This window comes from Sphingomonas sp. RS6 (assembly GCF_054489705.1).
This window is the reverse complement of sequence record NZ_JBTMWM010000008.1, coordinates 119,771-145,063: the sequence shown is the minus strand read 5'-3', so window position 1 is coordinate 145,063 and position 25,293 is coordinate 119,771. Positions and strand designations below refer to the sequence as shown.

Here is a 25,293-nt window from a genome sequence, read left to right as displayed (position 1 = left end):
AATGCCCCCTCCCCCGGCGTCCCGCCCAGGAGTGCGGATCATGACCGACACCCGAACGATCATCGTCGCCGGCGGCGGCACCGCAGGCTGGATGGCCGCCGCGGCGCTGGCCCGCTTTGCCGGAAGCCAGTGGCGGGTGCGCCTCGTCGAATCCGATGCGATCGGGACAATCGGCGTCGGCGAAGCGACCATCCCGCAGATCCGCCTGTTCAATGCCGGTCTCGGCATCGACGAGGCCGACCTGCTCCGCGCCACCGGCGGCACGATCAAGCTGGGTATCGAATTTGATGGCTGGAGCGGCGATGGCAGCCGCTATCTCCATGCGTTCGGCACGATCGGGCGCGGGCTCGGGCTGCTCGAGTTTCAGCATTACTGGCTGCGCGCGCATGCCGCCGGCATTGCGATGCCGTTCGGGGCCTATTCGCTGAACCGTGAAGCCGCGCTCGCCGGCAAGGCCGCCCGGCTCGACGGCCAGGGGCCGGTGCCCGCCATGCCCTATGCCTATCATCTCGATGTCGGCCTCTACGCCGCGTTCCTGCGCCGCTATGCCGAAGCGCGCGGGGTCGAGCGGCAGGAGGGGCGCATCGTCGATGTCGAACGCGGGCCCGCCGGGATCGCCGCGCTGCGGCTGGACGGTGGCCGCCTCATCGAAGGCGATCTATTCATCGATTGCACCGGCTTTTCGGCGCTGCTGATGTCGGCGCTCGGCGTCGGCTATCGCGACTGGTCGCGCTGGCTGCCCTGCGATCGCGCCGTCGCGGTGCCCAGCGCGCGGACGGCGCCGCTGCTTCCCTATACGCGCGCCACCGCGCGCGCCGCCGGCTGGCAATGGCGCATCCCGCTTCAGCATCGCACCGGCAATGGCTATGTCTATGCCAGCGCGCATCTTTCCGATGACGAGGCGGCGGCGACGCTGCTCGCGCACCTCGATGGCGAGGCGCTGGGTTCGCCGCGCACGCTGCGCTTCACCACCGGCACCCGCGAACGATTCTGGCAGGGCAATTGCGTTGCGCTCGGCCTCGCCGCCGGCTTTCTCGAGCCGCTGGAATCGACCAGCATCCATCTCGTCCAGGCCGGCATCGCCCGGCTGCTCCGCTTCCTGCCGCAAGGCCCGGTCAGCGCCGCCGCGCAGGACGAGTTCAACCGGCTGACCCATTTCGAATATGCCGCGATCCGCGACTTCCTCGTCCTCCATTACCACGCCAATGACCGGCCGGAACCGCTCTGGCAGGCGTGCCGGGCGATGGCGCTGCCCGACGATCTGACCGGCAAGCTCGCACTGTTCCATGCCACGGGCCATATTTCGCGGCGCGACGACGAATTGTTCGCCGAACCCGGCTGGCTCCAGGTGCTGTTCGGCCAGGGCATCGTCCCCGGCCGGTGGCATCCGCTTTCCGATCAGCCGAGCGACGAGGAACTGGCCCAGTTCCTCGCCACGATCCGCACCGTGATCGAACGCACCACCGCGGCGATGCCGTCGCATGTCGATTTCCTCAACGGAATCGGCGCCGTCCAGAAGGAACCCCAGGCCGCATGATCCGCAAGACCGCCCTCGCCCTGCTCGCCACCGCGCTCGCCGCGACGCCCGTCGCCGCGCAGACCTATCGCGATCGGCTGCCCGAGGACGAGGTGCTCTACTTCCTCCTACCCGACCGGTTCGAAAATGGCGACGCCGCCAATGATCGCGGCGGCATGGCGGGCGACCGGCTGGCAACGGGCTTCGATCCGGCAGCCAAGGGCTTCTATCATGGCGGCGACCTGAAGGGCGTGATCCGGCGGCTCGACTATATCCAGGCGCTCGGCGCCACCGCGATCTGGGTCGGGCCGATCTTCAAAAACAAGCCGGTTCAGGGGCCAAAGGGGCAGGAATCGGCCGGCTATCACGGCTACTGGATCACCGATTTCACCCGGGTCGATCCGCATTTCGGCACCGATGCCGACTTCAAGGCGCTGGTCGATGCCGCGCATGCCCGCGGCATCAAGATCTATATGGACATCATCGTCAACCACACCGCCGATGTCATCCAGTATCAGGAATGCGGCGACTGCGCCTATCGCGCCCGCGCCGCCTATCCATATCGCCGTAAAGGGGGCGTCGCCGGCGAGGCCATCAATCCGGGGTTCGCCGGCGACGACGTCCACACCGCGGCGAACTTCGCGCAGCTGACCCGCCCGGACTATGCCTATACGCCGTTCGTGCCGGAGGCGGAAAAGACCATCAAGGTGCCCGCCTGGCTCAACGATCCGATCTATTACCACAATCGCGGCAACTCGACCTTCGCGGGCGAAAGCTCGACGATGGGCGATTTCGTCGGGCTCGACGATCTGATGACCGAAAACCCGCGTGTGGTGGCCGGCATGATCGACATTTTCGGCGGCTGGATCGATCGGTTCGGCGTCGATGGCTTCCGCATCGATACCGCGCGGCATGTGAACCCCGAATTCTGGCAGGCGTTCGTGCCCGCCATGCTGGCGCGGGCGAAGGCCAGGGGCATCCCCAACTTCCACATCTTCGGCGAAGTGGCGGACCCGGACGTGGCGGCGCTCGCCCGCCATACCCGCGTCGATAAATTCCCGGCGGTGCTCGATTTCGCCTTCGCGCTCGCCGTGGACGAGGTCGCCTCGGGCAAGGGCACCGATCGGCTGGCAAGGGTGTTCGCCGCCGACCCGCTGTACCAGGGCGGCGACGCGACCGCGCTGCGCCTGCCGACCTTCGTCAGCAACCATGATGCCGGCCGCAGCGCCACCTTCATCAAACAGGCGATGCCGAAGATCGATCAGGACGAGTTGCTCCAGCGGGTGAAGCTTGCCCAGGCGATGCTGTTGCTGCTGCGCGGCGTGCCGACCATCTATTCGGGCGACGAGCAGGGCTTCGTCAGCGACGGCAACGATCAGGACGCGCGCGAGGACATGTTCCCCAGCAAGGTCGCCGTGTACAACGACAATCAGCTGATCGGCACCAGTGCCACCACCGCCGGTTCGAACTTCGACACCTCCCATCCGCTGTTCCGCGAGATCGCAACGCTTGCCCGGCTGCGCACCAGCCACCCCGCGCTCACCCGGGGGCGGCAGTTGACGCGCTTCGCCAGCGACAAGCCCGGCCTGTTCGCGGTGTCGCGCTTCGATCCGGTGAGCGGCGCCGAGACGGTGATCGCCTTCAACACCTCGGCCGAACCCTGGACCGGCCATGTCGAGGTCGAAGCCGGTTCCACTGCCTTCCGCGCCCTTGCCGGCGCCTGCCCCGCCAACGCTGTCGCTCCCGGCAGCCTTGCCCTCACCCTCCCTGCATTCGGCTATGCCGTCTGCACCGCCGGAGCGCCCGAGTGAACCTGATGTCGATGCGTACGCTTTCCACCGAAACCCGGCCGTGGTGGCGCGGCGCGGTGATCTACCAGATCTATCCGCGCAGCTTCGCGGATTCGAACGGGGATGGTATCGGCGATCTGCCGGGCATCACGTCGCGGCTCGATCATGTCGCCTCGCTCGGCGTCGATGCGGTGTGGATTTCGCCCTTCTTCACTTCACCGATGCGGGACTTCGGCTATGACATCGCCGATTTCCGCGATGTCGATCCGGTGTTCGGCACGCTCGCCGATTTCGACGCGCTCGTCGCCCGCGCGCATGCGCTGGGGCTCAAGGTGCTGATCGATCAGGTCTATTCGCATAGCTCGGACCAGCATCCCTGGTTCCAGGAAAGCCGCACCAGCCGCACCAACCGGCGCGCCGACTGGTATGTCTGGGCCGATGCCAAGCCCGACGGCAGCCCGCCCAACAACTGGCAATCGGTGTTCGGCGGCCCGGCCTGGACCTGGGACGCGCGGCGCGGCCAATATTATCTCCACAATTTCCTGCGCGAACAGCCGGACCTCAATTTCCACCATCCGGCGGTGCAGGAAGCGACGCTTGCCACCGCCAAGTTCTGGCTCGATCGCGGCGTCGATGGTTTCCGGCTCGATGCAATCAACTTCACGATGCACGATCCGCAGCTCCGCGATAACCCGCCCGCGCCCGATACTGGCGCCCCGCGCACCCGCCCGTTCGATTTCCAGCAGCATCTCTACAACCAGAGCCATGCCGATATTCCGCTGCTGCTCGAAAGGCTGCGTGCGCTGGCCGATCGCTATCCCGGCCGCTTCACCGTCGCCGAAGTCGGCGGCCCCGCGCCCGAGGCGGAGATGCACCTGTTCACCGCCGGCAACAGCCGGCTGAACAGCGCCTACGGCTTCAACTTCCTCTATGCCGATCGGCTGACGCCGGCGCTGGTGCGCGATGCCGTCGCCGAATGGCCCGATGCGCCGGGGGTCGGCTGGCCCAGCTGGGCGTTCGAAAACCATGATGCCCCCCGCGCCCTGTCGCGCTGGGTCGCGCCCGAGCACCGCGCCGCCTTCGCCGCGATGAAGATGCTGTTGCTGCTCACGCTGCGCGGCAACGCGATCCTCTATTATGGCGAGGAACTGGGGCTGACCCAGGTCGAGATCGGCTATGCCGATCTTCAGGATCCCGAGGCGATCGCCAACTGGCCACTGACGCTCAGCCGCGACGGCGCCCGCACGCCGATGCCGTGGCGCGCCGCCGCCCCGCAATGCGGCTTCACCGATGCGCGCCCGTGGCTGCCGCTCGGCAAGGATCACGCCGCGCTGGCGGTCGACCGGCAGGAGGCCGATCCCGCCTCGCTGCTCCACCACACCAGGCGGATGACCGCGCTGCGCCGCGCCCACCCCGCGCTCGTGGAGGGCACGATGACGGTGCTCCATGCCGATGCCGCGCTGCTGGTCTTCGCGCGCACGCTCGGCGACGCACGGCTGGTCTGCGCGTTCAACCTGTCGCCGGAGCCGGTCGCGCTGCCGCCCGCGCTGCTCAACGGGCTGGCGCCGATCGAGGCGCTGAACGGCGCGACGCGGGCGCAGTTGCCGGGCTATGCCGCGCTGGTGGCGGGTTAAGCCACCAGCGAGCCCAGCCAGTCTTCCAGGTTGGTCCAGCCGTCGCCGTTGCGATCGGCATTGCCGTCGCTCGCGTCCTGCGGATCGAGCCCGTGGGCGGTCTCCCACGCATCGGGCATGCCGTCACCGTCGCTGTCGCGCGGCGGGGCGGTGCTTTTCAGCTCGGGCCAGCCGCCCATGTCGCGCTGGCTGTCGATCTGCCGCCCGCTACGGTCGCGCACCCCGGCGACGATCGCCGCGTCGACGCTGTCGCGCACCTTCGACGCGCCCGCCCGGTCGAGCACCAGCGCATAGCTTTCCGCCGCGCCGGTCCGCGTCACCGGCGGCATCGGCACCGGCTCGGCCAGGCGATAGCCCTCGGGCGCGATGCCGTCGACCAGGCTCCACGGGTCATCGGGGATGGTGCCGTTCATGCTGTTGCCGGCGAAATAGGCATGGGCGAGCGTGTTCGATTCATGGAACGCGATCGGCTTGTTCGATTGCGGCCCCATCACATAGGCATTGTCGACGAAATTGTACCGCGCCAGCGTCGCCTTGTCGGCATTATAGCCCGACCAGTTCCTGCCCCAATTGTAGAAGACGTTCGACCGGAAATCGAAAAAGGCACCGAGCGGATCGGCCTCCGGCCCGCTGTAATTGCCCGGCCGCGGCATCCGCGCTGCATGATTGGCCCAAAGATTGTGGTGAAAGCTGATCCGCGCGCCCTGTCCGCCACGGATCAGGCTGCCATAGCCATGTTCGCCCTTGGCATGGAGCGAGTGGGTCAGCGAATTGGCGATGATCGACCATTGCACGGTCAGGTCCCAGAACCCCCCGCCCGCCTTGGTATAGTTGGCGGAGGCCGACAGCGTCTCGTCGACCGACCAGCTGGCAGAGACATGGTCGAGGATGATCCGGCGCCCGCCCAGCACCCAGATCGCATCGGATTCGGTGCGCGATTCATCGCCCAGCCGCGATCGGATATAGCGGATCACCACATCGTCGGCGTCCACCTCCAGCGGATGATCGCGCAGCGTGACGCCGTCGCCCGGCGCCGACTGGCCGGCGATCGTCACCCGCCCCTCGCGGATGCGCAGCGGCTTTTCCAGCCGGATCGTGCCCGAGATGCGGAACAGGATGGTGCGCGGCCCCGCCGTCTCCACCGCCGCGCGCAGGCTGCCCGGCCCCCGATCGTTCAGGTTGGTGACGAACAGCACCCGCCCGCCCCGTCCGCCGAGCGACAGTGCCCCCGCTCCCTCGGCACCCGGAAAGGCGGGCACCGGCCGGTCGCCGGCAAGCGCCGGGGCGCTGCCGACAACGGCAGCCACCATCATGGCGGCGAACAGGGGGCGCATCGTATCGGGCATGGCAATCGGTCCACATCTTGCGGCCGGGCGCGACGACATCGCGGTCGATGCCGCCGCACCCGGCCGCCGGGGGAGGTCAGAAGGTCATCCGCACGCCGGCGGTGATGATGCGGCCCGTGCTGCCATAGGTCTGCGACACGGGGTTGTCCGCATACATCGTCCGATACTGCGTCTGGTTGGTCAGGTTGCGCCCCTCCACCGTGAACCGGGCAAAGTCGGTCACGTTGATCGCGAACGCGAAGTCGAGGTTGAACGTGTCCTCGTTATAGCCGAAATCGGCCACCACCGGCGAGTTGCACGCCGCGCCGCCATTGGTCGTGGTGCCCACCGAACAGGTGCCCGTCGCCAGCGGGAAGCGATTGACATAGCGGGTGCGATACGCCCCCGAGAAGCGCAGCGACCACAGCTTGTTCTCGTAATAGATCGTCGCGTTGAACGCATCGGGCGAGGTATTCAGGAACGGCCCGTCGGCATAGATATTCTGCGCCGTCGAGCTGGTGCCGGTCTGCGTCGTCGAAAGCACCGTGCCGGTCAGGTAGCTCAGGCTCGATTCGATATGGGTGTAGTTGGCGATCACCCCCATCTTGTCGAACGGCGCGGGCAGGAACCAGAAATCGGTCTGGGCATTCACCTCGATGCCCTTGATCGTGCCGCCTGGCGCGTCCTTGTACTGGCGTATCGCCCAGGTGCCGCCCGCCTCGGTATAGGCACGCAGCGTCGGGCTGGTGATCGAGTCGAGCACCTGCTGATACACCGCCGGCTCGAACACGGTCGAAAGCGGCGCCTCGCCCGCGATCTGCTGCGGGAAACTGTCGAGATTCTTCTTGAACAGCGACACCGCAAGCAGGCCGTTGTTACGGAAATACTTCTCGAAGCTCAGGTCGAGATTGGTCGCGCGGAACGGGCTCAGATAGGGGTTGCCGACGGTGAGCGACGGCGCCGCGCCGGAGGTCGCCAGCCCGGTCGAAAAGGACTGGGTGCCCGGCGAAAGATTGCCCAGCTGCGGACGCGCCATCACCTTCGCGGCGGCGAACCGGATCAGGAAGTCGTCGGCCACTTCCCAGTTCGCGTTCATCGACGGCAGCCAGTCCCAATATTCGTTGGTGCCGACCACCGGCGTGCCCACCACGCCGTCCGCGCCGCCGATATTGCCAAAGCCCTCGACGCGCGTGTTCGCAACGCGCAGGCCGGCATTGCCGCGCAGCGGGCGGCCCAGCAGCATCAGGTTGTAATCCACCTGGAAGAAGCCCGAAATGTCGCGCTCGCTCACCGCACCGCCCTGGCGCCCATCGGCGACCACGCGGAAATCGCCCCATTTGTTGACGCAGTTGCAATCGATGCCGAACGCATTGATGAACTTGCCCAGATCGGGGGCATAGAAACTGGTCGGCGTCCCCGCCGGCACGTCGAGCCCCTGGCCAAAACCATAGACCTTGCCCAGATCGGTGATGCTCAGATTGGCCTCGGCCAGCGTCGGGTTCAGCGCCTCGATCCGCTGGTTGCGGCGCAGCTGGTCGGCCGAAAAGTCGTATTTCTTGTACGTGCCGCCGAAGCGCAGCGTCATTTCCGGCACCGCCTCGAACGCGAAGTTCAGCCGGCCGACGCGATATTCGTTGGTGACGGTGTTCTTGAACACGCGGATCGTCGAGAGGCCCTTCACCAGCGTCCAGGCGTTCGGATCGGCGACGTTGAAGCCGGGGCTGAACACCGGCATCTTGCCCCCGTCGCGTTCGTCGAACACATAGCCATTCTGGTCGATCGCGTTGAATTCGGCGAGATAGCCGGTCGCGTCGAACACCGATTTCGACCAGCCGATGGTGCCTTCCATCGTCAGCCGGTCGCCGAAATCCTGGCGCAGATTGAGCGTCGCCTGCTTGAACTCGGTCGATCCGCGCTGCGTGTCGATCGAGCTGCGCCAGTCGACCCGGTCGAGCGCCAGATAATCCGCCTGCCCCGCATCGTTGACATGCACGTCGCGCAGCACCGTGTTGGGCCGGCCAATCAGCTGGGTGTAATAACCCGTCTGGTTCGTCGTCGCGACATAGCCGGGCGAATTCGGATTGTTGTAATAATCGAATGCGCTGAGATTATTGGGATTATAGCTGTTGAAATAGCCGGGCAGCACCGTGCTGCCGTAAAGCTGCTGGCCGCAATCGACGATCGCGCTCTGGGTGCAGACCGGATAGAGCGCCACGCGATCGGCATAGCCGTTGGTGGTGCCGGGCGCGCGCAGCGTGTTCTGCGTCGCGCGCGAATTGGTGCCGTTGCGGTTCAGGCCGATCGTGGTGATGCCGGCCAGCCGGCTGTCCTGGTCATATTTGGAATAGACGCCGTCGAGCACGATCTCGGTCCGCTCGGTCGGGCGCCACTGCGCCGTCGCGGTCAGGCCCAGCCGCTCATAGCTGAGTTCCTGCCGGTTGATCGACGGCAGCGTCGGGATCAGCGTGTCCGATGCCAGTGCAGCATAGGCGGCCGGATCGGAGCCGAAGGTCGCGCCGGTGCCGCCGGGACGGGCAAAGCCATAAGTGGGCGGCGTCACGCCCGCGATCTGCGAGTTGCGATAGACATATTCGAACGCGCCGATGCCGCGGCGATAGGAATCGAGCTGCTGCTCCTGCTTCTGGTACGCGCCGGAGACGAGCACGCCGAAATTGTCGGTCAGCTTGACCGATGCCAGCCCGGTCAGGCGCGGGTTCCACGTCTTGCCGTTCTCGCGATACTCGCCCTCGGCCCCGACCGCGAAGCGATTGCCCTTATAGGCGAGCGGGCGGCCGGTCGTCAGGTCGATGATCGCGCCCAGCGAGCCTTCGTCATTCTCAGCGGCGGTCGACTTGGTGATCTTCACCCCGCCGAACAGTTCGGAGGCGAAGGTGTTGAAATCGAACCCGCGGCTGCGATTGGCGCCCGCGTCGGACTGGTTGCCGCCCGCCACATTCTGCGCATCGGCACCGTTCAGCCGCACCATCTGGAAATCGCCGCCCAGGCCGCGCACCGTGATTGATCGGCCCTCGCCATTGTCGCGATCGATCGAGACGCCCGGCAGCCGCTGGATCGATTCCGCCAGATTGGCGTCGGGGAAATCGGCAATGTCCTCGGCGGTGATCGCATCGATGATCTGGTTGGAGTTGCGCTTCAGGTTCAGCGCATTCTGCAACGAGGCACGGAAACCGGTGACAACGATCTCCTCGCTCTGTGCATCGACGCCCGACTGCGACTCCTGCATGTCGGCGTCGCGCCGTTCATCGGCGGCGGCAACGGCATTGCCGGGCGTCTGCTGCTGCGCCCAGGCCGGCGCGGCCAGCAAAAGCGCCATTCCCACCGCGCCAAGCGAGGCGCCATGCCGCACCTGGCGGCGCCCTACCGTCGAAGACCCGCAACCAAAAGCCATTCCAACCTCCCCGTTCGCATCTTGCCAAGCATGTCGGCGCTGCGCTGAGGACACAGGAAATCGATCTGTGAGGCACACCCCCGGCGCCACAGTTTCCGCAGAACACTACGCTGGTAGCGGCCGCGGCATCTCTCTCCTCCACCTCCGGCGAATCTTGGGCTCGCCTTGGCGCAAGCGCGTGAGCGCCTGTATTGCCGCATTTGTTGCACGATTTTGGCGCAAGTCAACCGGTGTCATTTATAGCGATGCAAGTTTTCATGCCGGTGCAGCGCGGGCGCCACAAGCCCGCCTTCCGCCCGCCTGGCGGGGCGTCGGACCACGATGTCGGCAAAGCAAAGCAAATGACGGCAGCCGACCGCCGTCGTCGTCAACGAACGTCGCGATCAGTCGTCGCTGCGCGGCGGCGCCACCGATGCGCGGTGGATCAGCGTCGACGGGAACATCGACGGCTCCTCGACGCCCTGGGGGTCGCCGAAATAATCGCCGAGCAGTTTCAGCGCGGCCGAACGCCCCATCGAGATGATCGGCCAGTGCACCGTCGTCATCGGCGGCCATACCTGCGATGCGATCGCCGTGTCGTCGAACCCGATGATCGACAGGTCGTCGGGAATCTCCATGCGTCGCCGCCGCGCCGCATGCATCACCGCCGCCGCCATCTCGTCGTTCGACGCGAAGATCGCCGTCGGGCGCGGCGACAGGTCCAGCAGCCGCTCCGCAGCCGCCAGGCCGCTGTCGAACGTGTAATTGCCGTCGGCGATCATGCTGCGCGGCAGCTTGATCCCCGCCGCCGACAGCGCCTGCTCAAATCCCTTGCGCCGCTCGCGGGCCGATCGGAAGCCGTGCGGCCCGGCGATCAGGCCGATGCGGCGATGGCCCAGCGCGATCAGGTGCTGGACGGCTTCTTCCACCACTTCGCTGTCGTTCGATGCGACCATATGGTCCGGCACATCAAGCGTGGCGGAGCCCATGCGGACATAGCGGGTGCCCAGGCTCTCGCACAGCTCGGCGATCATGTCGTTCTCGGAAACCGGCGGCAGGATCAGCACGCCGTACAGCCGCTGCCGCTCCAGAAAGGTACGCACATCGGCGAGCACGGTCGAGGAACCGCGATCAATCGGCCGGACGATCAGCTCGAACTCGGTGTCGCGGATCGCCTCCAGAATGCCCGCCTGGACGTTCATCACCATCTGCGCGTTCGGATTGTCGTGGATCAGCCCGAGCAGGAAATTGCGGCGCAGCGCCAGCGCGCGCGCCTGCACATTGGGCACATAGCCCAGCTGCGCGATCACCGTTTCCACCTTCGCCCGCGTGTCCTCGTTCAGCAGCGGCGAACGGTTGATGACGCGGCTGACCGTCTTCTTGGAAACGCCGGACAGCCGGGCGACATCGTTGATCGTGGGCTTCCCCGTCTTCTGCATCGGCGGATGCTAGCGGTAGATGCGCGCCATGGCGATAGCCGCTTTCAGCTGCCCGGCTGGATATAGGGGATGCGGGCGAACAGCTCGCGCTGCCAGCGGCGCGGATCGTCGGCCATCCGGCTGGTCGCATCGAACAGCATCGTCGCGCGATCGGGCAGCGTATAGGGTCGCCAGTCGGGCAGCCCCGGCGCGGCGGGCCGGCCGCTGCGCGCCAGCGATGCGAAGGCGCCCATCACCTGCCGGCTCAGTCGCTGCGCCGCCGGGCCGGTGCCGGTATAGGAACCCGGCGCCGCCAGCGTGCCAAAGGCGAGCGCGATGTCGATCGTGTGCGGCGCACCGCGCTCGGGCTGGGTCGGCGAAGCGAAATCGACCTGATAGACCCAGGTCGCCTTCGCGCCGGCCGCGGCACGCGCATCCGCCTCGATCACCTGCCCGCGCCAGCTGCGCCCGGCGGTGGTGGCGCGGTAGAAAATGTCCTGCGGCGTATCGGCCGGAAACTGCGCGCGATATTCGGCGACCACCCATTCGGGCAGCACATCGATCTTCAGCTCGGGCGCCATGCGCTCGGCGAGATTGCCCCAGTCCAGCGTGCGGATGCGCGCCGACTGCGGATCGATGAAGGCGCGCGTCTCGTCATGCGTGTTGCCGAGGATCATCGGAATGGCCAGCGACTGCGGGTTCGCATCGGGCCAGAACGGATGGCGGGTGAGCCAGCGCATGTCGAGCACCGGCCCGAAATAGACGCCCCCGCCCAGGATCGGGTCGCGCGCGTCCTGCGCCTCGACCAGTTTCTCGGCCGGCAGCGTCGCCACCGCGTCGAGCCCGCCCGCCAGCCGTTCCAGAAACGCCCGCGCCCGTGCGGTGGCGTTGAGCGGTCCCGATGCGGTGACTTGCTGGCCGCTCATCGTCGCGGCGCTGTGGAACAGTCCCTTGGCCGCCGGCATCCCCATCAGCGTCGCGATCTTGGCGCCCCCGCCCGACTGGCCGAACAGGAACACGCGGCCGGGATCGCCGCCGAAGCTGGCGATATTGTCGCGGATCCAGCGCAGCGCCAGTATCAGGTCGAGCTGGCCGGCATTACCGCTATCGGGAAAGCGCGGGTCGAGCCGGGCGAGATAGAGATAGCCGAACGCATTGAGCCGGTGGTTCACCGTCACCACCACCACGTCCTCGGCCCGCGCCAGCGTCGCGCCGTCGTTCAGCGGATCGGTGACGCTGCCGTTCGAATAGGCGCCGCCGTGGAAATAGACCATCACCGGCCGCCGCGCCGCGCGTTCGGTGCCCGGCGTCCAGATGTTGAGGAACAGGCAATCCTCGGATTGCGGCTCGTCCTTCAGCCCGCGCTGCGGACAGATCGGCCCGAATGCCTGCGCGGACACCTCGGCGCGCGGCGCGGCGACGGGCGCGCGGAACCGCTCGGCTCGGCCATAGCGAATGCCCAGGAAGCGCGAGAGCCCCCCTTCCCGCATCCCTGTAAAGCGCCCGGCCGGCGCCTCCACCACCGGATCGCCGGCCGCCCAGGCGCGCGGCGGCAGGGTGAGCGCAAGCCCGCCCGCCAGCACCGCGCGCCGACTCGTCACCGTCGCACGTCCAGCCCGCCCTCGGCAAAGGCGGCAAGATCCGCGCGGGTAAACAGGCTGGCGTCACCGGGCAGCGAATGCTTGAGCGCGGTCAGCGCCAGCCCGGCCTCGGCCATCGCGCACGCATCGCCGCCTTCCAGCAGGCCATGCAGCACGCCGGCGGCAAAGGCGTCGCCGCCGCCGATCCGGTCGACGATGCCGCTGACGCGCAGCTCGTCGGTCTGGTGCCCGCCCTCGCGGGTATCGACGCGCGCAGCGATGCGGTGGCTGTCCACGTCATCCACGTGCCGGGCGGTCGAGGCGATCAGCTGCAGCTTCGGGAACGCCGCGAACGCCGCCTCCGCCGCCTCGCGCCGCCGCTCCGGCCCGTCGCCCGAGAAGCCTTCGCCCAGCAGCAGCGATATGTCGCGATGGTTGCCGAACAGCACATCGGCATGGCGGATCAGCTGCGTCAGCACGCCGCGCGGATCGCTGTCCCATGCTTCCCACAGCTTGGCGCGGTAATTGCCGTCGAACGACACGGCGATGCCGCGCGCGCTCGCCGCCTCCGCCGCGGCGATGGCGGCGGCGGCGGTGTTCGCCCCCAGCGCCGGCGTGATGCCCGAAAGGTGCAGCCGGGTCACGCCCGCCAGCAGCGCGTCCCAGTCCCACGCCTCGGCCGGCCGGTTCGCGAACACCGAATGCGCGCGGTCGTACACGATCTCCGACGCGCGCAGCCCGGCGCCGGGGGTGAGGAAATACAGGCCCATGCGCCCCGCCTCGGCCACGACGTGGCGGGTATCCACCCCGCGCCGGCGCAGTTCGCCGATCGCGGCGACGCCCAGCGCATTGTCCGCCACCGCGCTGATCATCGCCACGTCATGGCCCAGGCACGCCAGCCCGGTCGCGACATTCGCCTCCGCGCCCGCAATCGCCACGTCGAGCTTCGGCGTCTGCAACAGCAGTTCGCGGCCCGGCGGCGACAGCCGCAGCATCATTTCCCCGAAGAACGCGAACGTCATCGTGCCAGCCAGCCTCCGTCGACGGCGAGAACATGGCCCTGCACATAATCCGAAGCGCGCGACGCAAGGAAGACCGCCGCGCCGCCCAAATCCTCGGGATCGCCCCAGCGCCCCGCCGGAATCCGCTCGAGAATCTGGCGGTTGCGCGTCTCGTCGGCCTGGAGCGCGGCGGTGTTGTTGGTGGCGATATAGCCCGGCGCGATCGCGTTCACGTTCACGCCCCTCCCCGCCCATTCGTTCGCCAGCAGCTTGGTGAGCCCGCCAATGCCCGATTTGGACGCGGTGTAGCTCGGCACGCGGATACCGCCCTGAAAGGTGAGCATCGAGGCGATGTTGATGATCCGCCCCCGCTCGCCGGTCTCGCCGAAGCGCCGCACCATGAACCTGCCCGCCGCCTGGCACAGGAAGAACACCGACTTCAGGTTGGTGTCGACCACCGCGTCCCAGTCTTCTTCGCTGAAATCAAGGCTGTCGGCGCGGCGGATGATCCCGGCATTGTTCACCAGGATGTCGATCTTCCCCAGCTTATCCACAGCCTCGTCCACAACCTTTTGCACAGGCTCGATCGTGGAAAGGTCGGCGGAAATGATCTCCGCCCGGCGGCCAAGCGCACGCGCCTTGCGCACGGTTTCCTCGGCCGGCGTGCGGCCGACGGCGGCGATGTCCGCCCCCGCCGCCGCCAGCGCCAGCGCAATCCCCTGGCCGATGCCGGTATTCGCGCCGGTGATGACGGCCACCTGGCCGCCAAGGTCGAACGGGTTGGTCATCATCGCTCCCCGCCCGCCTTACGAAAGGCTGCGCAGATAGGCGCTGATCGCCTCGTCCTGCGAATTGGGGTAGAAATGTTCGGCGAACTTCTCGCCCGCGATCGCCGCGCGCAGCAGGTCCTGGTCCACCGTCTTCAGCACGGTGAGCATGTCGTTGCACGTCGCGCGCTTCAGCTCGGCCAGGATGCCGCGGTTCTTGCGCATGATCTCGGCGCGCTCCTTGGGATAGCCCAGCCCGCGCTCGCCCTCGAACAGCTTGCGATAGACGTCCTCCAGATTGAGTTCCGCCGCCCAGCCGAACCCCTTGGCATAGGGCATCGAGATCGCGTTGCCGTCGTTGATCTGGCCGAACAGAAAGGCGTCGGTCGGATCGATCACCAGGCCGCAGAACACGCCGGGCATCGCGTTGCAGGCGAGCATCGAACCCATGCCGGTGCCACAGCCCGTCACCACGAAATCCACCGCCTTCGAATTGAGCAGGATGCCGGTGAGCAGCCCGTTCATCACATAGGTCAGCGACGCGCTATCCTCGGCCGAATACATGCCGTAATTGAACACCTGGTGGCCCAGCGGCTCGGCAACGTTGGTCAGCGCCTTGTGGATGATCCCGTTCTTGGCGGCCTGGCTGTTCTCGGTGATCAGCGCAATCTTCATGGTCCTCGTCCCTCTGCTGCAAGCGACACCGGTTACCATAGCCGGCACGGCGACGCTCATGTTTTCGCGGATACGGCAGACATTTCGCCCGCCGCACCCGATATTTCAACCGCTTGTCGCGCTCAGCGTCCTGCCCGCGCCGGTTCCCCCAGCTTGTACGCGCGGCGCACCAGCCCGTTGGTCAGCTCGAACGCCAGCTCCGCCGCCTCCCAGTCGAGCAGCCGCCCCTCGGCCACCAGCTGCGCCAGGAAGCCGCAATCGATCCGCCGCGCGACATCGTGCCGCGCCGGGATCGAAAGGAATGCCCGCGTATCGTCGTTGAAGCCGACGGTGTTGTAGAACCCCGCCGTCTCGGTCACCTGCTCGCGGAAGCGGCGCATGCCTTCGGGGCTGTCGTGGAACCACCAGGACGGCCCCAGCTTCAGGCACGGATAATGCCCCGCCAGCGGCGCCAGTTCGCGCGCATAGACCGTCTCGTCGAGCGTGAAGAGGATGATCGACAGTTCGGTCGAGGTGCCGAACCGGTCGAGCAGCGGCTTCAGGCTGTGGACATAATCGGTCGCCATCGGGATGTCGGCGCCCTTGTCGCGTCCGTGGCTGGCGAACAGCCCGCCATTATGGTTGCGGAAGCTGCCCGGATGGATCTGCATCACCATCCCGTCCTCCACGCTCATCGCCGCCATCTCGGTCAGCATCTGCGCGCGGAACAGCTCGGCATCGGCCGGGGTCCAGCGATCGGACAGGATCGTGCGGAACAGCCGCTCGGCCTCGTCCTTGCCCAGATCGGCCGTCTGCGCGGTCGGGTGGCCATGATCGGTGGCGGTGGCGCCGGCCGCGCGGAAATCGGCGCGGCGCTTGCGGTGCGCGGCAAGATAGCCGTCCCAGCTATACACGTCCTCGCCAGTCTTCTCGGCAAACACCTTGAGCGCGCCGTGGAACTGCTCATGCTCCACATCGATCACCGCATCGGGGCGATAGGTGGTGACGACGCGGCCGCCCCAGCCCGACTCCTTGATCGCGTGGTGCGACGAGAGGTCGTCCTGCGGCCCCTCGGTGGTGGCGAGGAACTCGATGTTGAAGCGATCGAACAGCGCGCGCGGGCGGAACTCGTCGCTCGCCAGCTTCTCGTTGATCGTGTCGTAATAGAAATCGGCCGTGTCACCATCCAGTGCCACGTCGAAGCCGAACACCTCGCCGAACACATGGCCCAGCCACATCGCCGAGGGGGTGCCGCGGAACAGATGGAGATGCTCGGCAAAGGTCCGCCACGCCGCGCGCGGATCGGTCGCCGGCATGCCCGCCTTGCTCGGCACGCACAGCGCGTCGAGCGACACGCCCTGCGAATAGAGCATTCGGTAGATATAATGGTCGGGCGAGAGCAGCAGCTCGGTGGCGTTGGACCAGTTGGCGTTGGTCGAAAACCAGGTCGGATCGGTATGGCCGTGCGGGCTGATGATCGGCAGCCCCGCCACTTCCCTGTAGAGTTCGCGCGCGATCGCGCGGGTGCGGTCCTCGGCCGGCAACAGCCGGTCGGGATCGAGCTTCAGCGGCTTGGCCATCGGATACTCCGGTACGCGTTCGGGTCAGGCGCTCATGTCGACACGGGCGAGCCGCGGCGACAGGAAATGGACACAGGCGAGCGCCACGAAATAGGCGCTGCCCGCCACCGCGAACAGGGGCCAATAGGTGCCCAGCCGCTCCAGCACCTCGCCGGCATAGAAGGACATCAGGATGCCGCCCACGGCGCCCATCGTGCCGCCGATGCCGATCACCGATCCCACCGCGCCGCGCGGGAACACATCGGCCGGCAGCGCATAGAGGTTGGCGGAAAAGGCCTGGTGCGCCGCGGTCGCAAGACCGATCACCAGCACCGCGCCCCACACGCTCGAAATCGATTCGGCGAACAGCACCGGCAGCACCGCACAGGCGCAGACGAACATCGTCGCCTTTCGCGCGACATTGGCGGTATAACCCGCCTTCATCATCCGCGACGACATCCAGCCGCCGACGACGCTGCCGAAATCGGAGATCAGGTAGATCGCCGCGAGCGGAATGCCGAAGGTCAGCAGGTTCAGTTCATAGCGCTCGAACAGATAGCCCGGCAGCCAGAACAGGAAGAACCACCACACCGGATCGATGAAGAACTTGCCCAGGCCGTAAGCCCAGGTCTCGCGGCGCTTGAGTACCGCGCCATAGCCCAGCGGGACGACGGGATCGGCGGGGTCCTGCTCGATCCAGGCGAGCTCGCCCGGCGACACCTTGGGGTGCTGGCGCGGCGTGCGGTACATCGTCCACCACGCGATCAGCCAGGCAAAGCTCACCACGCCCGTGATGACGAATGCCGCACGCCAGCCCCAGGCCAGCACCATATACGGGATGATCAGCGGGGTCAGCACCGCGCCGATATTGGCGCCGGCGTTGAACACGCCGATTGCGAAGGCGCGTTCCTTGGCGGGGAACCATTCGGTCACCGCCTTGATGCCGGCGGGGAAATTGCCCGATTCGCCGATGCCCAGCGCGAAACGGGCGATCGCGAACTGGGTCATGCTGTGCGCGGCGCCGTGCAGGATGTGCGCGACCTGCCAGATAACGAAGGCGATCGTATAGCCGACGCGCGCGCCGACCTGATCCACCACCTTGCCGAACACGATATAGCCGATCGCATAGGCGAACTGGAACCAGATGATGACGCCGGCAAAATCCTGCTCGGTCCAGTTCAGATCGGCCATCAGCGTGGGCTTGAGCACGCCGATCATCTGGCGATCGACATAGTTGATGATCGTCGCCGCAAACAGCAGCGCAACGATCACCCAACGCCTGCGCCCCATTCGCGCCGTGGCGCCGGAAACCGCAGCCTGACCAACCTCTACCATGCAACCCCTCTCCGTCGGCTTCGGGTCAGCGTGCCGATCCCTCGCCGATCATGCATTCCACCGTCCGGTCCGATCCAAAGCGTGCCACCACCCGCGCGCCGGGGCGAACGGGATGGACGCCGGTGACCGCACCGGTCGAAATCCACTGGCCCTGCGCCAGGGTGACGATTCCCCGCGCCGCCAGTTCAAACAGGAAGCGAACCGCACCGAACGGCCCGTCGAGCATGGTGCTCGCCGCGCCCTCGCCGGCCACTTCCCCGTCGATCGATAGCGCGACTGGCCAGACAAGGAAATCACTTTCGGGAGAAATTGTCTGGCCAATTACGAGGCCGTGATTGTTGCCGAAATCGGAAACGGTCACCGCCGGCCCGTCGGCATTGATACCCGGATAGGGCGAACTGGCAATCTCGATCCCCAGCCGCACCTCGTCGACATGCGCGGCCACCGCGTCGTTGGTCCATTCGCGGTCGAAGCTGGCGGGCAGCGCGCCCAGGCGGAGCAGGAACTCGGCTTCGGCGGCGGCAAAGCCTTCGCCGAACACATTCATCGTCGGCGGCGTGCCCTCGGCCGCTGCCTCGACGACAAGGTCGGGAAAGATCGGCCCGGCCAGCCGGTTGGCGCCATATCGGTCGACCAGCGCGTCGCCGATCCGGCCGACCTTCCATCCGGCGACGGGCGCGGCCATCAGCGCGATCGCGCGCGCCTGGATCGCATAGGCGTCGGCCAGCGTCTCCGGTCGCTGCCCCGGATAGTCGGGGAGCGCCCTGCCCGCCCGTCGTGCCGCCACGAAGGCCTGGGCGACAATGTCAGTGTTCGAGGTGCCGTGCATCAGCGGAGCGTGCCTTCAGTTGCGATTGCTGGATGGGTGGGGTGGACGGGCGGCGAGCCAGCCCGTCCGCCCACCCGGATCAGAATTTGGCCCGCGCGCCAAACAGGAACACGCGGCCGGTATGGTCATATTCATAATTGCGATCGGTCGCCGCATCGACGAACCGGTCCTGGTAATTGTCGGTCAGGTTGATCCCCTCGAACGTCAGGTCGAGATACGGCGTCAGCGCATAGCTGACGGACAGGTCCGCGTTGAACGTGCTGTTATAGCCTTCGAACACATTGCCCGTGGCGCTGGTGCCGTCGCGATAGCCCGATCGATAGGCCACCGATCCGCGGATGCTGAACTTCTTGTCCTCGTAATAGAGCGTGCCGTTGTACGACCATTTCGAAAGGCCGAGCAGCGGCGCGGTGACCAGCTCGGTGCCGAGTACCGGGAAACTGCCCGTGCCCACCGTCGTCGCCGCGGTGCGGACGGTATAGTCGACGTTCGAGTCGACATAGGTGACGTTGGCCAGCATGCCGAAGTTGCGCAGCTTGTCCCAGACGAAGCCGAACGGCGTCTGCAGGCTCAGTTCCAGGCCCTTGATTTTGGCGCCGGGGCCGTTGATCGTCGTGTTGATCGTCCAGGGCTGGCCTTCGGGATTGGCGGCGGCCGGCGAACTGGCAAGGATCAGCGACAGCGGCAGGCCGGTCGACGCATAGGTGCCGGTCGTGGTGTCGGAAATCGGGAAGCTCTCGATATCCTTGGCAAAGGCCGCCAGCGACAGCACCGCCTGTGGCTGGAAATACCATTCGATCGCCGCGTCGAAGGTGGTCGCGCGGGTCGGGTTGAGCGCCGGATTGCCGAAGCTGATCCGATAGTTGAACCCGTCGACCGATCCGCCCGGCGTCAGGCTGCCCAGCCCCGGCCGCGTCATCACCTTCGCCACGGCACCGCGAACGATGACGCTCTCGGTCGGATAGAAGGCGATGTTGACCGACGGCAGCCAGTCCTCATAGCTGCGGTCGACCGTCACCGTCTGCGAATTGTTGATTCCGGTCGAGGAGACATCGGTGCGGATATAGCGGATGCCCGCATTCGCCGCATAGTCGAGCCCGAACAGCGATCCCTTGAAATTGGCCTGGAGATAGCCGCCATAATCCTTCTCCACCACGTTGCGGATGTTCGCCGCGGTGGGGTTGAGCGGGCGGTTATACAGGTCGATCATCTCGGCCGCGGCGTCGATGTTCGGGATCAGATAGGTCAGTGTCGTGCCCGATGGCGCCTTGCCGACATCGGGCAGCGTGTAGAGCTGCGAGATCGCATCTGTCACCGGCGCGCCGTACGTGCCGGTGGCGCAGGTGAACGCCGCGCAATAGGTCGAATCGCGCGCCGCCTCGGTCGTGTCGAACTCGAACCGGCGGAAGAACGGCCCGCCCAGCAACCCGAAATCATCGGTCACCTTCCAGTCGAGGTCCAGCTTCGCGGTCCGGTACTTGTTGGTCACTTCCGACGGGCGATCACGGAATTCGGCGAACTGGAAATTGGACGGCGTCATCGTGCCGTCGGGGAATGCCAGCAGCGGCAGGTCCATGTTCGAATAGTCGAAGCGATAGCCGTTGACGTTGCGGCTGTCGAAAATGATCGTCGTCTCGCTCGGCACGTCCGCCTTGGATCGCGATGCGCCGCCGAACAGCGTCGCCTTGAACCGGTCGGAGAAGGTCTGCTCGATCTTGCCGTTGTACTGGTAGAAATCGGTGCGTGATTCGCGGCGGAAATTCTCGATCCGCACCCAGGCGTTGTTCACCGTCGCGGCGACCATGTTGTTGTCGTCGTCGATCGTGACATCGGCCAGGTCGATGCCGCGCTCGTTCGATCGGAACAGCACCTCGGCCCATTTCTCGGTGCGCGTCTCGTCATAGCGCGCGAACAGGCCGTCGAGCGAGATCAGCGTGTTTTCCGCCGGCTTGATCTGCACGCTGCCGGTCACGCCCAGCCGCTCGCGCTCATGGCCGATCTCGCCATAGCGCGGGATGCGCGGGTGGAAGGCGAGCGAGGCCGCGTCGCACACCGGGCTGTTCACATAGCTGCCGCCGCTACCATTCCGCGTGAAGCACGGCGTCCCGTCGACCGAATTGAACCGCGCCTGCTGCCAGCGCACGGTGTTGTTGCCCACTTCCAGAATGTCGTATTTCGACCAGGCGACCGATGCCGACGCCGCGATCACCCCGCTCGGCGCCTTGTAGCCGATCAGGCCCGAAAGCCGCGGGCCCCAGTCCTTCGACAGGTCGTTATACTGCGCCTTGGCGTTCAGGCCGATCGTCAGCCCGGATTTCAGCCCCATCGGGTTGCCGGTGTTCAGGTCGACCACCGCGCCCAGCGATCCTTCGTCCAGATTCGCCTCGGCGGTCTTGTGGACCACCAGCGAGCTGAACAGTTCGGATGCGAACACGTTGAAGTCGAAATCGCGTCCGCGATTGGGGCCGCCCTCGCCTGCCGAGGTGGCGATCGTCTCCATCCCGTTGATCCGCACGCGGGTATAGCCCGCGCCCAGGCCGCGCACGGTGATCTGGCGCCCTTCGCCGCCGTCGCGGGTGATCGCGATGCCCGGAATGCGCTGGAGCGATTCGGCGAGATTCTGGTCAGGGAATTTGGCGATGTCCTCGGCAAGGATCGCGTCGACCGAGCCGACCGTATCGCGCTTCAGCGAGATCGCACGGTCGAGCGAGCCGCGAAAGCCGGTGACGATGATCTCTTCGCTCTCGGCCTGGCTGAGCGGGTTGGGCACCTCGCGCTCGGACGGCGCCTCCTGCGCCTGCGCGCTCGCCGGCCATGCACCGGCTACCATCACGGCGATCGCCGATACCCCTCCGAATGCCGCGACCATGCGCGACGAAAATGCATGTCCCATCTGCCTCTCCTCTCCTGACCGCGCCCTGTTCCGGGTCGTCGGTTGTTTGGCATGGCGCCTTTGCTACCGGTGTCAAACGCGAAGGTCAATCCGCTTGCGACGAGCGCCAGTCGACGCTTCGGCGGAAAACGCACCCGCTCTCGTCCAAAAAACCCCGAAATCCGCGCCTCGAGCGCCGCCCTTTCGGCCGCGTCAGCGCGTTCTCCGCCCCGTCATGATGATACCGGTTCCCGCGCGACTCGCGGGCGCGCTCAGTCGGCGCGGGCGTAGTCGAACAGGAACGATTCGTGCGCTGGCATCCCCGCCACCGCGCGGTCGATATTGTCGCGCACCGCCGCCATCGCCTCGCGGAACTCGCCCGGCGGCAGCAGCGCGCCCATATGATGGTGGCGCCGCGGCACCAGCCCCTGCCCCAGCATCACCTGCACCCAGCTGTCGACGCGGAACAGGTCGTCCGATCCCTGCCAAGCGATCGCGCCCTCGCGAAACGCCTCGATCCTCGCCGCCAGGCTGTCGGGGATCGCCATGTCGCGCAGCTGGTCCCAGAAGCCGCCATCGCCGCGCTGGTTCAGGTGGTAATGCAGGATGATGAAGTCGCGGATCTTCTCAATCTCGGCGCGGCTCAGATCGTTGAAGCGCCGCGTCGTGCCGGCATTCACCCCGTCGAACGGGAACAGCTGCACCAGCCGCGTCACCGCGATCATGATCAGGTGGATGCTCGTCGATTCCAGCGGCTCGACAAAGCCGCTCGCCAGCCCGATCGCGACGACGTTGCGGTCCCACACCTTGCGCCGCCGCCCCGCCTGAAAGCGGATCAGCCGCGGCTCGCCCCGCATCGCGCCGCTGATCCGCGATTCGAGCAGCGCCCGCGCCGCATCGTCGTCGAGATGTGCCTGGGCATAGACCAGCCCGTTGCCCACCCGGTGCTGCAACGGAATCCGCCATTGCCAGCCCGCCCGGTGCGCGGCGGCGCGGGTATAGGGCACCGCCGGCGCCACCGCGTCGGTCTGCACCGCCAGCGCGCTGTCGGTCGGCAGCCAGTGGCGCCAGTCCTCATAGCCCGCCGCCAGCGCCTGCTCGATCAGCAGCCCGCGAAAGCCCGTGCAGTCGATGAACAGTTCGCCCTCGACCCGCTCGCCCGATGCCAGCGCCAGCGCGGTGACGAAGCCGCTCTCGCCGTCCTGCTCCACCTGCGCGATCCGCCCCTCGATCCGCCGCACGCCCAGCGGCTCGGCAAAGCCGCGCAGGAAGCGCGCATAGCGGCCCGCGTCGAGGTGATAGGCATAGTTGATCTGCCCCTTGCCCTGGGCGGGAATCGCGAACTTGCCGGCCAGCGCCGCCTTCAGCTCGAAGCAATAGTCGCCGATCGGTCCGCTCCACCCCTCGCGCTTCGCCTGGAGCCAGAAATGGTGGAAATCACCCATCCAGATCGATTTGCCGATCTGGCCGAAGCTGTGGAAGTAGGCGTCGCCCAGCCGGTTCCAGTCCTCGAACTGGATGCCCAGCTTGAATGCCGATCCGGTGGCGCGCATGAACGCCTGCTCATCGATGCCCAGCAGGTCGTGAAAGGTCCGCGCGGTCGGGATCGTGCTTTCGCCGACGCCCACCGTGCCGATCTCGTCCGATTCGATCAGCGTGATCTCGATCAGCGGCCCGATCAGTCGCGCCAGCGCCGCCGCCGCGATCCAGCCCGCCGTGCCGCCGCCGGCAATCACCACGCGCTTCACCGGACGGTCGTGCACCTTCGCCTCTCCTGATGTCATCGATTGAGCCCGTTCAGCAGCCGCGCGCGCAGCCGCCGCGCCTGCGCCTGGTCGATCGGCCCCAGCGGCCCCCGCGCCGCCTCGGGCAGATGGGCGCCCGCCCGATCGGCCGGGCCGAACACATAATAATCGAACAGCGCCCGCCACGCCGCCTTTTCGGAATCCGGCCGGTCGCGCAGGCTGAGCAGCGCATGGAGCAGCGTCAGCTGCGGCGTGTCGAGCCAGCCGGGGCTGGTGTTCCACCAGTAATTGACCAGCACGTTGAAGCGATCGAGCGCCTCGACATGGTGCCACCACATCGCCGGATAGAAGAGCAGGTCGCCCGCCGCCATCTCCGCCACCTGCGCCGTCGCCAGCGCGTCGCGGAAGCGCGGATGACGATCGAAATCGGGCGCCTGGAAATCCACCATGCTCACCACCTGCCCGCCGGGCGTCGGCTCCAGCGGCCCGGGATAGAGGTTCGCCACCTGATCGGGCGGAAACAGCGTGAAGCGCCGCCGCCCGACCGCGCAGACCGCCAGGTTGTTCGACATGTCGTAATGGCAGGTCGCGGTGGTGCGGTTGCCGATCCAGATGCTCGCGATCGGCGGATGTTCGGCGAACATGGGATGGGTCAGCGCGAGATCATTCTCGCCGCGAAAGCCGGGCAGATACTGGTCGAGATCGGTCGATCCGACATAGACGCTCGGCGCCGCCGCATCGTCGAGCCGCGGCAGCATCTGATCGAACAGCGCGGCCAGCGCCATCCGCCGCCCCTCGAAATTCAGGCCGGTGACGTGCTCGTCATAGAAAAAGCGCCCGCCGATCGCCGGCTCGCCGATGAACGTCACCACCGGCTTTCCGGCGTCGAAGCGGCGGATCACCGCCATCGCCGCAGCGGCGGACTCGCGCCCGGCGCGGACCAGCGGCCAGTCGGCAGCCACGCCGCGCAGGATCACCGGCGCGCCCTCCGCCATCAGCGCGTCGAACGGGATCGCATCGGGCGCGATGCCGTTCAGTTCGCGCACCGCCGGTGCGACCGCCGCCGCCTGGTTCACCGCGCCGCGATCCGCGCGTTCTTTCGCTCGATCAGCGCGGGGACATTGCCCAGCGATCCCGCCAGCCAATAGGCATGGGCCAGCCCGCCCATGCCGTGCAGCTGCTCGATCGCGCCGACCGTCAGCCCGTCCAGCCGCTCGCGCGAAAGGATGTGGAAGCCCTCGATCTTGTAGCGCTGCTCGTCGTTCAGCATCACTTCGATCGTCGTCGGCTCGATCAGGCCGAGCCGGTCGAGCAGCGGATAGAGCTGTTGCGCCATCGCGATGCCGGCGTGCAGCCGTGACAGCACCCGGCTGACATGCTCCAGATAGCGGCCGGCGCCGCCATGCGGCAGGAACAGCAATTCGCCGGCCTCGTCGCCGACGCGCGGGTCGTCGAGATCGACATGCACCGTCGGGCCCAGATCGGCCGGGGCATCGTCGCCCGGCAGTCCGATCGAAAACGGCCCGCGCTGCTGCAATGCCGGGATATAGCGGCTGGTCCAGCGCTCGCCGTCGAAGAACAGATTCTCGTCGCGATCGAGGCCCAGCAGCGCCAGCGCCTCCATCTCCCCCGCATCGGTCTTGCGCAGCAGGATCGGAAATTCGCGCTGCACTTCCTCGAACTCGGTGGGCAGCACCACCATCTGGTTCACCTGGTCGCCAAACGTCGCGCCGTGGCGCAGCGCCACCCGCAACGACTGGTGCGCAACATTATCGAGCGCGACGTGCCTCGTCATTCAATCATCACCCAAATTCGGATCGCATCTGCCGTGGCGCCAGCATGGCGCAAAGCGGAGCGCCCCTCAACCCGAAGCAAAAGGG

Annotated in this window: 17 protein-coding genes; 3 read left to right on the top strand and 14 right to left on the bottom strand. The window is 66.9% G+C overall.

What is annotated here, in order from left to right:
- The first annotated feature begins 40 nt into the window (after positions 1-40).
- Genes ACX40Y_RS14595 through ACX40Y_RS14585 form a run of 3 tightly spaced genes read left to right on the top strand, consistent with a single transcriptional unit; the run spans position 41 to position 4,940 of the window.
- The gene (locus ACX40Y_RS14595) at positions 41-1,537 is read left to right on the top strand and encodes a tryptophan halogenase family protein (RefSeq protein ID WP_459120297.1); all 1,497 of its coding nucleotides are present in this window, start codon (positions 41-43) and stop codon (positions 1,535-1,537) included.
- Positions 1,534-3,327, top strand: coding sequence for an alpha-amylase family glycosyl hydrolase (locus tag ACX40Y_RS14590; RefSeq protein ID WP_459120296.1), 1,794 nt, complete (start codon positions 1,534-1,536; stop codon positions 3,325-3,327). Before ACX40Y_RS14595 ends, ACX40Y_RS14590 begins: the two co-directional genes overlap by 4 nt.
- 5 nt (positions 3,328-3,332) lie before the next feature.
- Positions 3,333-4,940: an alpha-glucosidase family protein gene (locus ACX40Y_RS14585; RefSeq protein ID WP_459120295.1), complete on the top strand. Its 1,608-nt coding sequence runs from the start codon at positions 3,333-3,335 to the stop codon at positions 4,938-4,940.
- Here the strand turns inward: ACX40Y_RS14585 and ACX40Y_RS14580 are convergent.
- The 14 genes from ACX40Y_RS14580 to ACX40Y_RS14515 all read right to left on the bottom strand — a co-directional run bounded on the left by ACX40Y_RS14580 (position 4,937) and on the right by ACX40Y_RS14515 (position 25,208).
- Positions 4,937-6,274, bottom strand: coding sequence for a pectate lyase (locus ACX40Y_RS14580; RefSeq protein ID WP_459120294.1), 1,338 nt, complete (start codon positions 6,272-6,274; stop codon positions 4,937-4,939). The two genes, ACX40Y_RS14585 and ACX40Y_RS14580, sit on opposite strands and share 4 nt — an antisense overlap.
- Positions 6,275-6,362: 88 nt before the next feature.
- Positions 6,363-9,599 carry a TonB-dependent receptor domain-containing protein gene (locus tag ACX40Y_RS14575; RefSeq protein WP_459120293.1) on the bottom strand — a complete coding sequence of 1,079 codons (3,237 nt, stop codon included), beginning with the start codon at positions 9,597-9,599 and terminating at the stop codon, positions 6,363-6,365.
- Positions 9,600-10,057: 458 nt separating this feature from the next.
- Positions 10,058-11,092: a LacI family DNA-binding transcriptional regulator gene (locus ACX40Y_RS14570; protein WP_459120292.1), complete on the bottom strand. Its 1,035-nt coding sequence runs from the start codon at positions 11,090-11,092 to the stop codon at positions 10,058-10,060.
- A gap of 44 nt (positions 11,093-11,136) precedes the next feature.
- Entirely contained in the window at positions 11,137-12,672 is a 1,536-nt protein-coding gene (locus ACX40Y_RS14565) for a carboxylesterase/lipase family protein (protein WP_459120291.1), read from the bottom strand.
- On the bottom strand, positions 12,669-13,673 hold the full coding sequence (locus ACX40Y_RS14560; RefSeq protein WP_459120290.1) for a PfkB family carbohydrate kinase: 1,005 nt from the start codon (positions 13,671-13,673) through the stop codon (positions 12,669-12,671). The genes ACX40Y_RS14565 and ACX40Y_RS14560 overlap by 4 nt, the downstream gene beginning before the upstream one ends.
- The gene (gene kduD / locus ACX40Y_RS14555) at positions 13,670-14,440 is read right to left on the bottom strand and encodes a 2-dehydro-3-deoxy-D-gluconate 5-dehydrogenase KduD (RefSeq protein WP_459120289.1); all 771 of its coding nucleotides are present in this window, start codon (positions 14,438-14,440) and stop codon (positions 13,670-13,672) included. Before kduD ends, ACX40Y_RS14560 begins: the two co-directional genes overlap by 4 nt.
- An 18-nt stretch (positions 14,441-14,458) precedes the next feature.
- Positions 14,459-15,094: an RpiB/LacA/LacB family sugar-phosphate isomerase gene (locus ACX40Y_RS14550; RefSeq protein WP_459120288.1), complete on the bottom strand. Its 636-nt coding sequence runs from the start codon at positions 15,092-15,094 to the stop codon at positions 14,459-14,461.
- A gap of 122 nt (positions 15,095-15,216) precedes the next feature.
- A complete protein-coding gene (uxaC, locus tag ACX40Y_RS14545; protein WP_459120287.1) occupies positions 15,217-16,653 on the bottom strand; it encodes a glucuronate isomerase in 1,437 nt (478 codons plus the stop codon).
- 24 nt (positions 16,654-16,677) lie between these two features.
- The gene (locus ACX40Y_RS14540) at positions 16,678-17,967 is read right to left on the bottom strand and encodes an MFS transporter (protein ID WP_459120286.1); all 1,290 of its coding nucleotides are present in this window, start codon (positions 17,965-17,967) and stop codon (positions 16,678-16,680) included.
- A gap of 25 nt (positions 17,968-17,992) precedes the next feature.
- Positions 17,993-18,796: a 2-keto-4-pentenoate hydratase gene (locus tag ACX40Y_RS14535; RefSeq protein WP_459120285.1), complete on the bottom strand. Its 804-nt coding sequence runs from the start codon at positions 18,794-18,796 to the stop codon at positions 17,993-17,995.
- Between the two features lie 79 nt (positions 18,797-18,875).
- On the bottom strand, positions 18,876-21,689 hold the full coding sequence (locus ACX40Y_RS14530) for a TonB-dependent receptor (RefSeq protein ID WP_459120284.1): 2,814 nt from the start codon (positions 21,687-21,689) through the stop codon (positions 18,876-18,878).
- A 251-nt stretch (positions 21,690-21,940) separates the two neighbouring features.
- Entirely contained in the window at positions 21,941-23,452 is a 1,512-nt protein-coding gene (locus tag ACX40Y_RS14525) for a tryptophan halogenase family protein (RefSeq protein ID WP_459120283.1), read from the bottom strand.
- Positions 23,449-24,489, bottom strand: coding sequence for a cupin-like domain-containing protein (locus ACX40Y_RS14520; RefSeq protein ID WP_459120282.1), 1,041 nt, complete (start codon positions 24,487-24,489; stop codon positions 23,449-23,451). Before ACX40Y_RS14520 ends, ACX40Y_RS14525 begins: the two co-directional genes overlap by 4 nt.
- A complete protein-coding gene (locus ACX40Y_RS14515) occupies positions 24,486-25,208 on the bottom strand; it encodes a SapC family protein (protein WP_459120281.1) in 723 nt (240 codons plus the stop codon). The genes ACX40Y_RS14520 and ACX40Y_RS14515 overlap by 4 nt, the downstream gene beginning before the upstream one ends.
- Positions 25,209-25,293 lie beyond the last annotated feature (85 nt).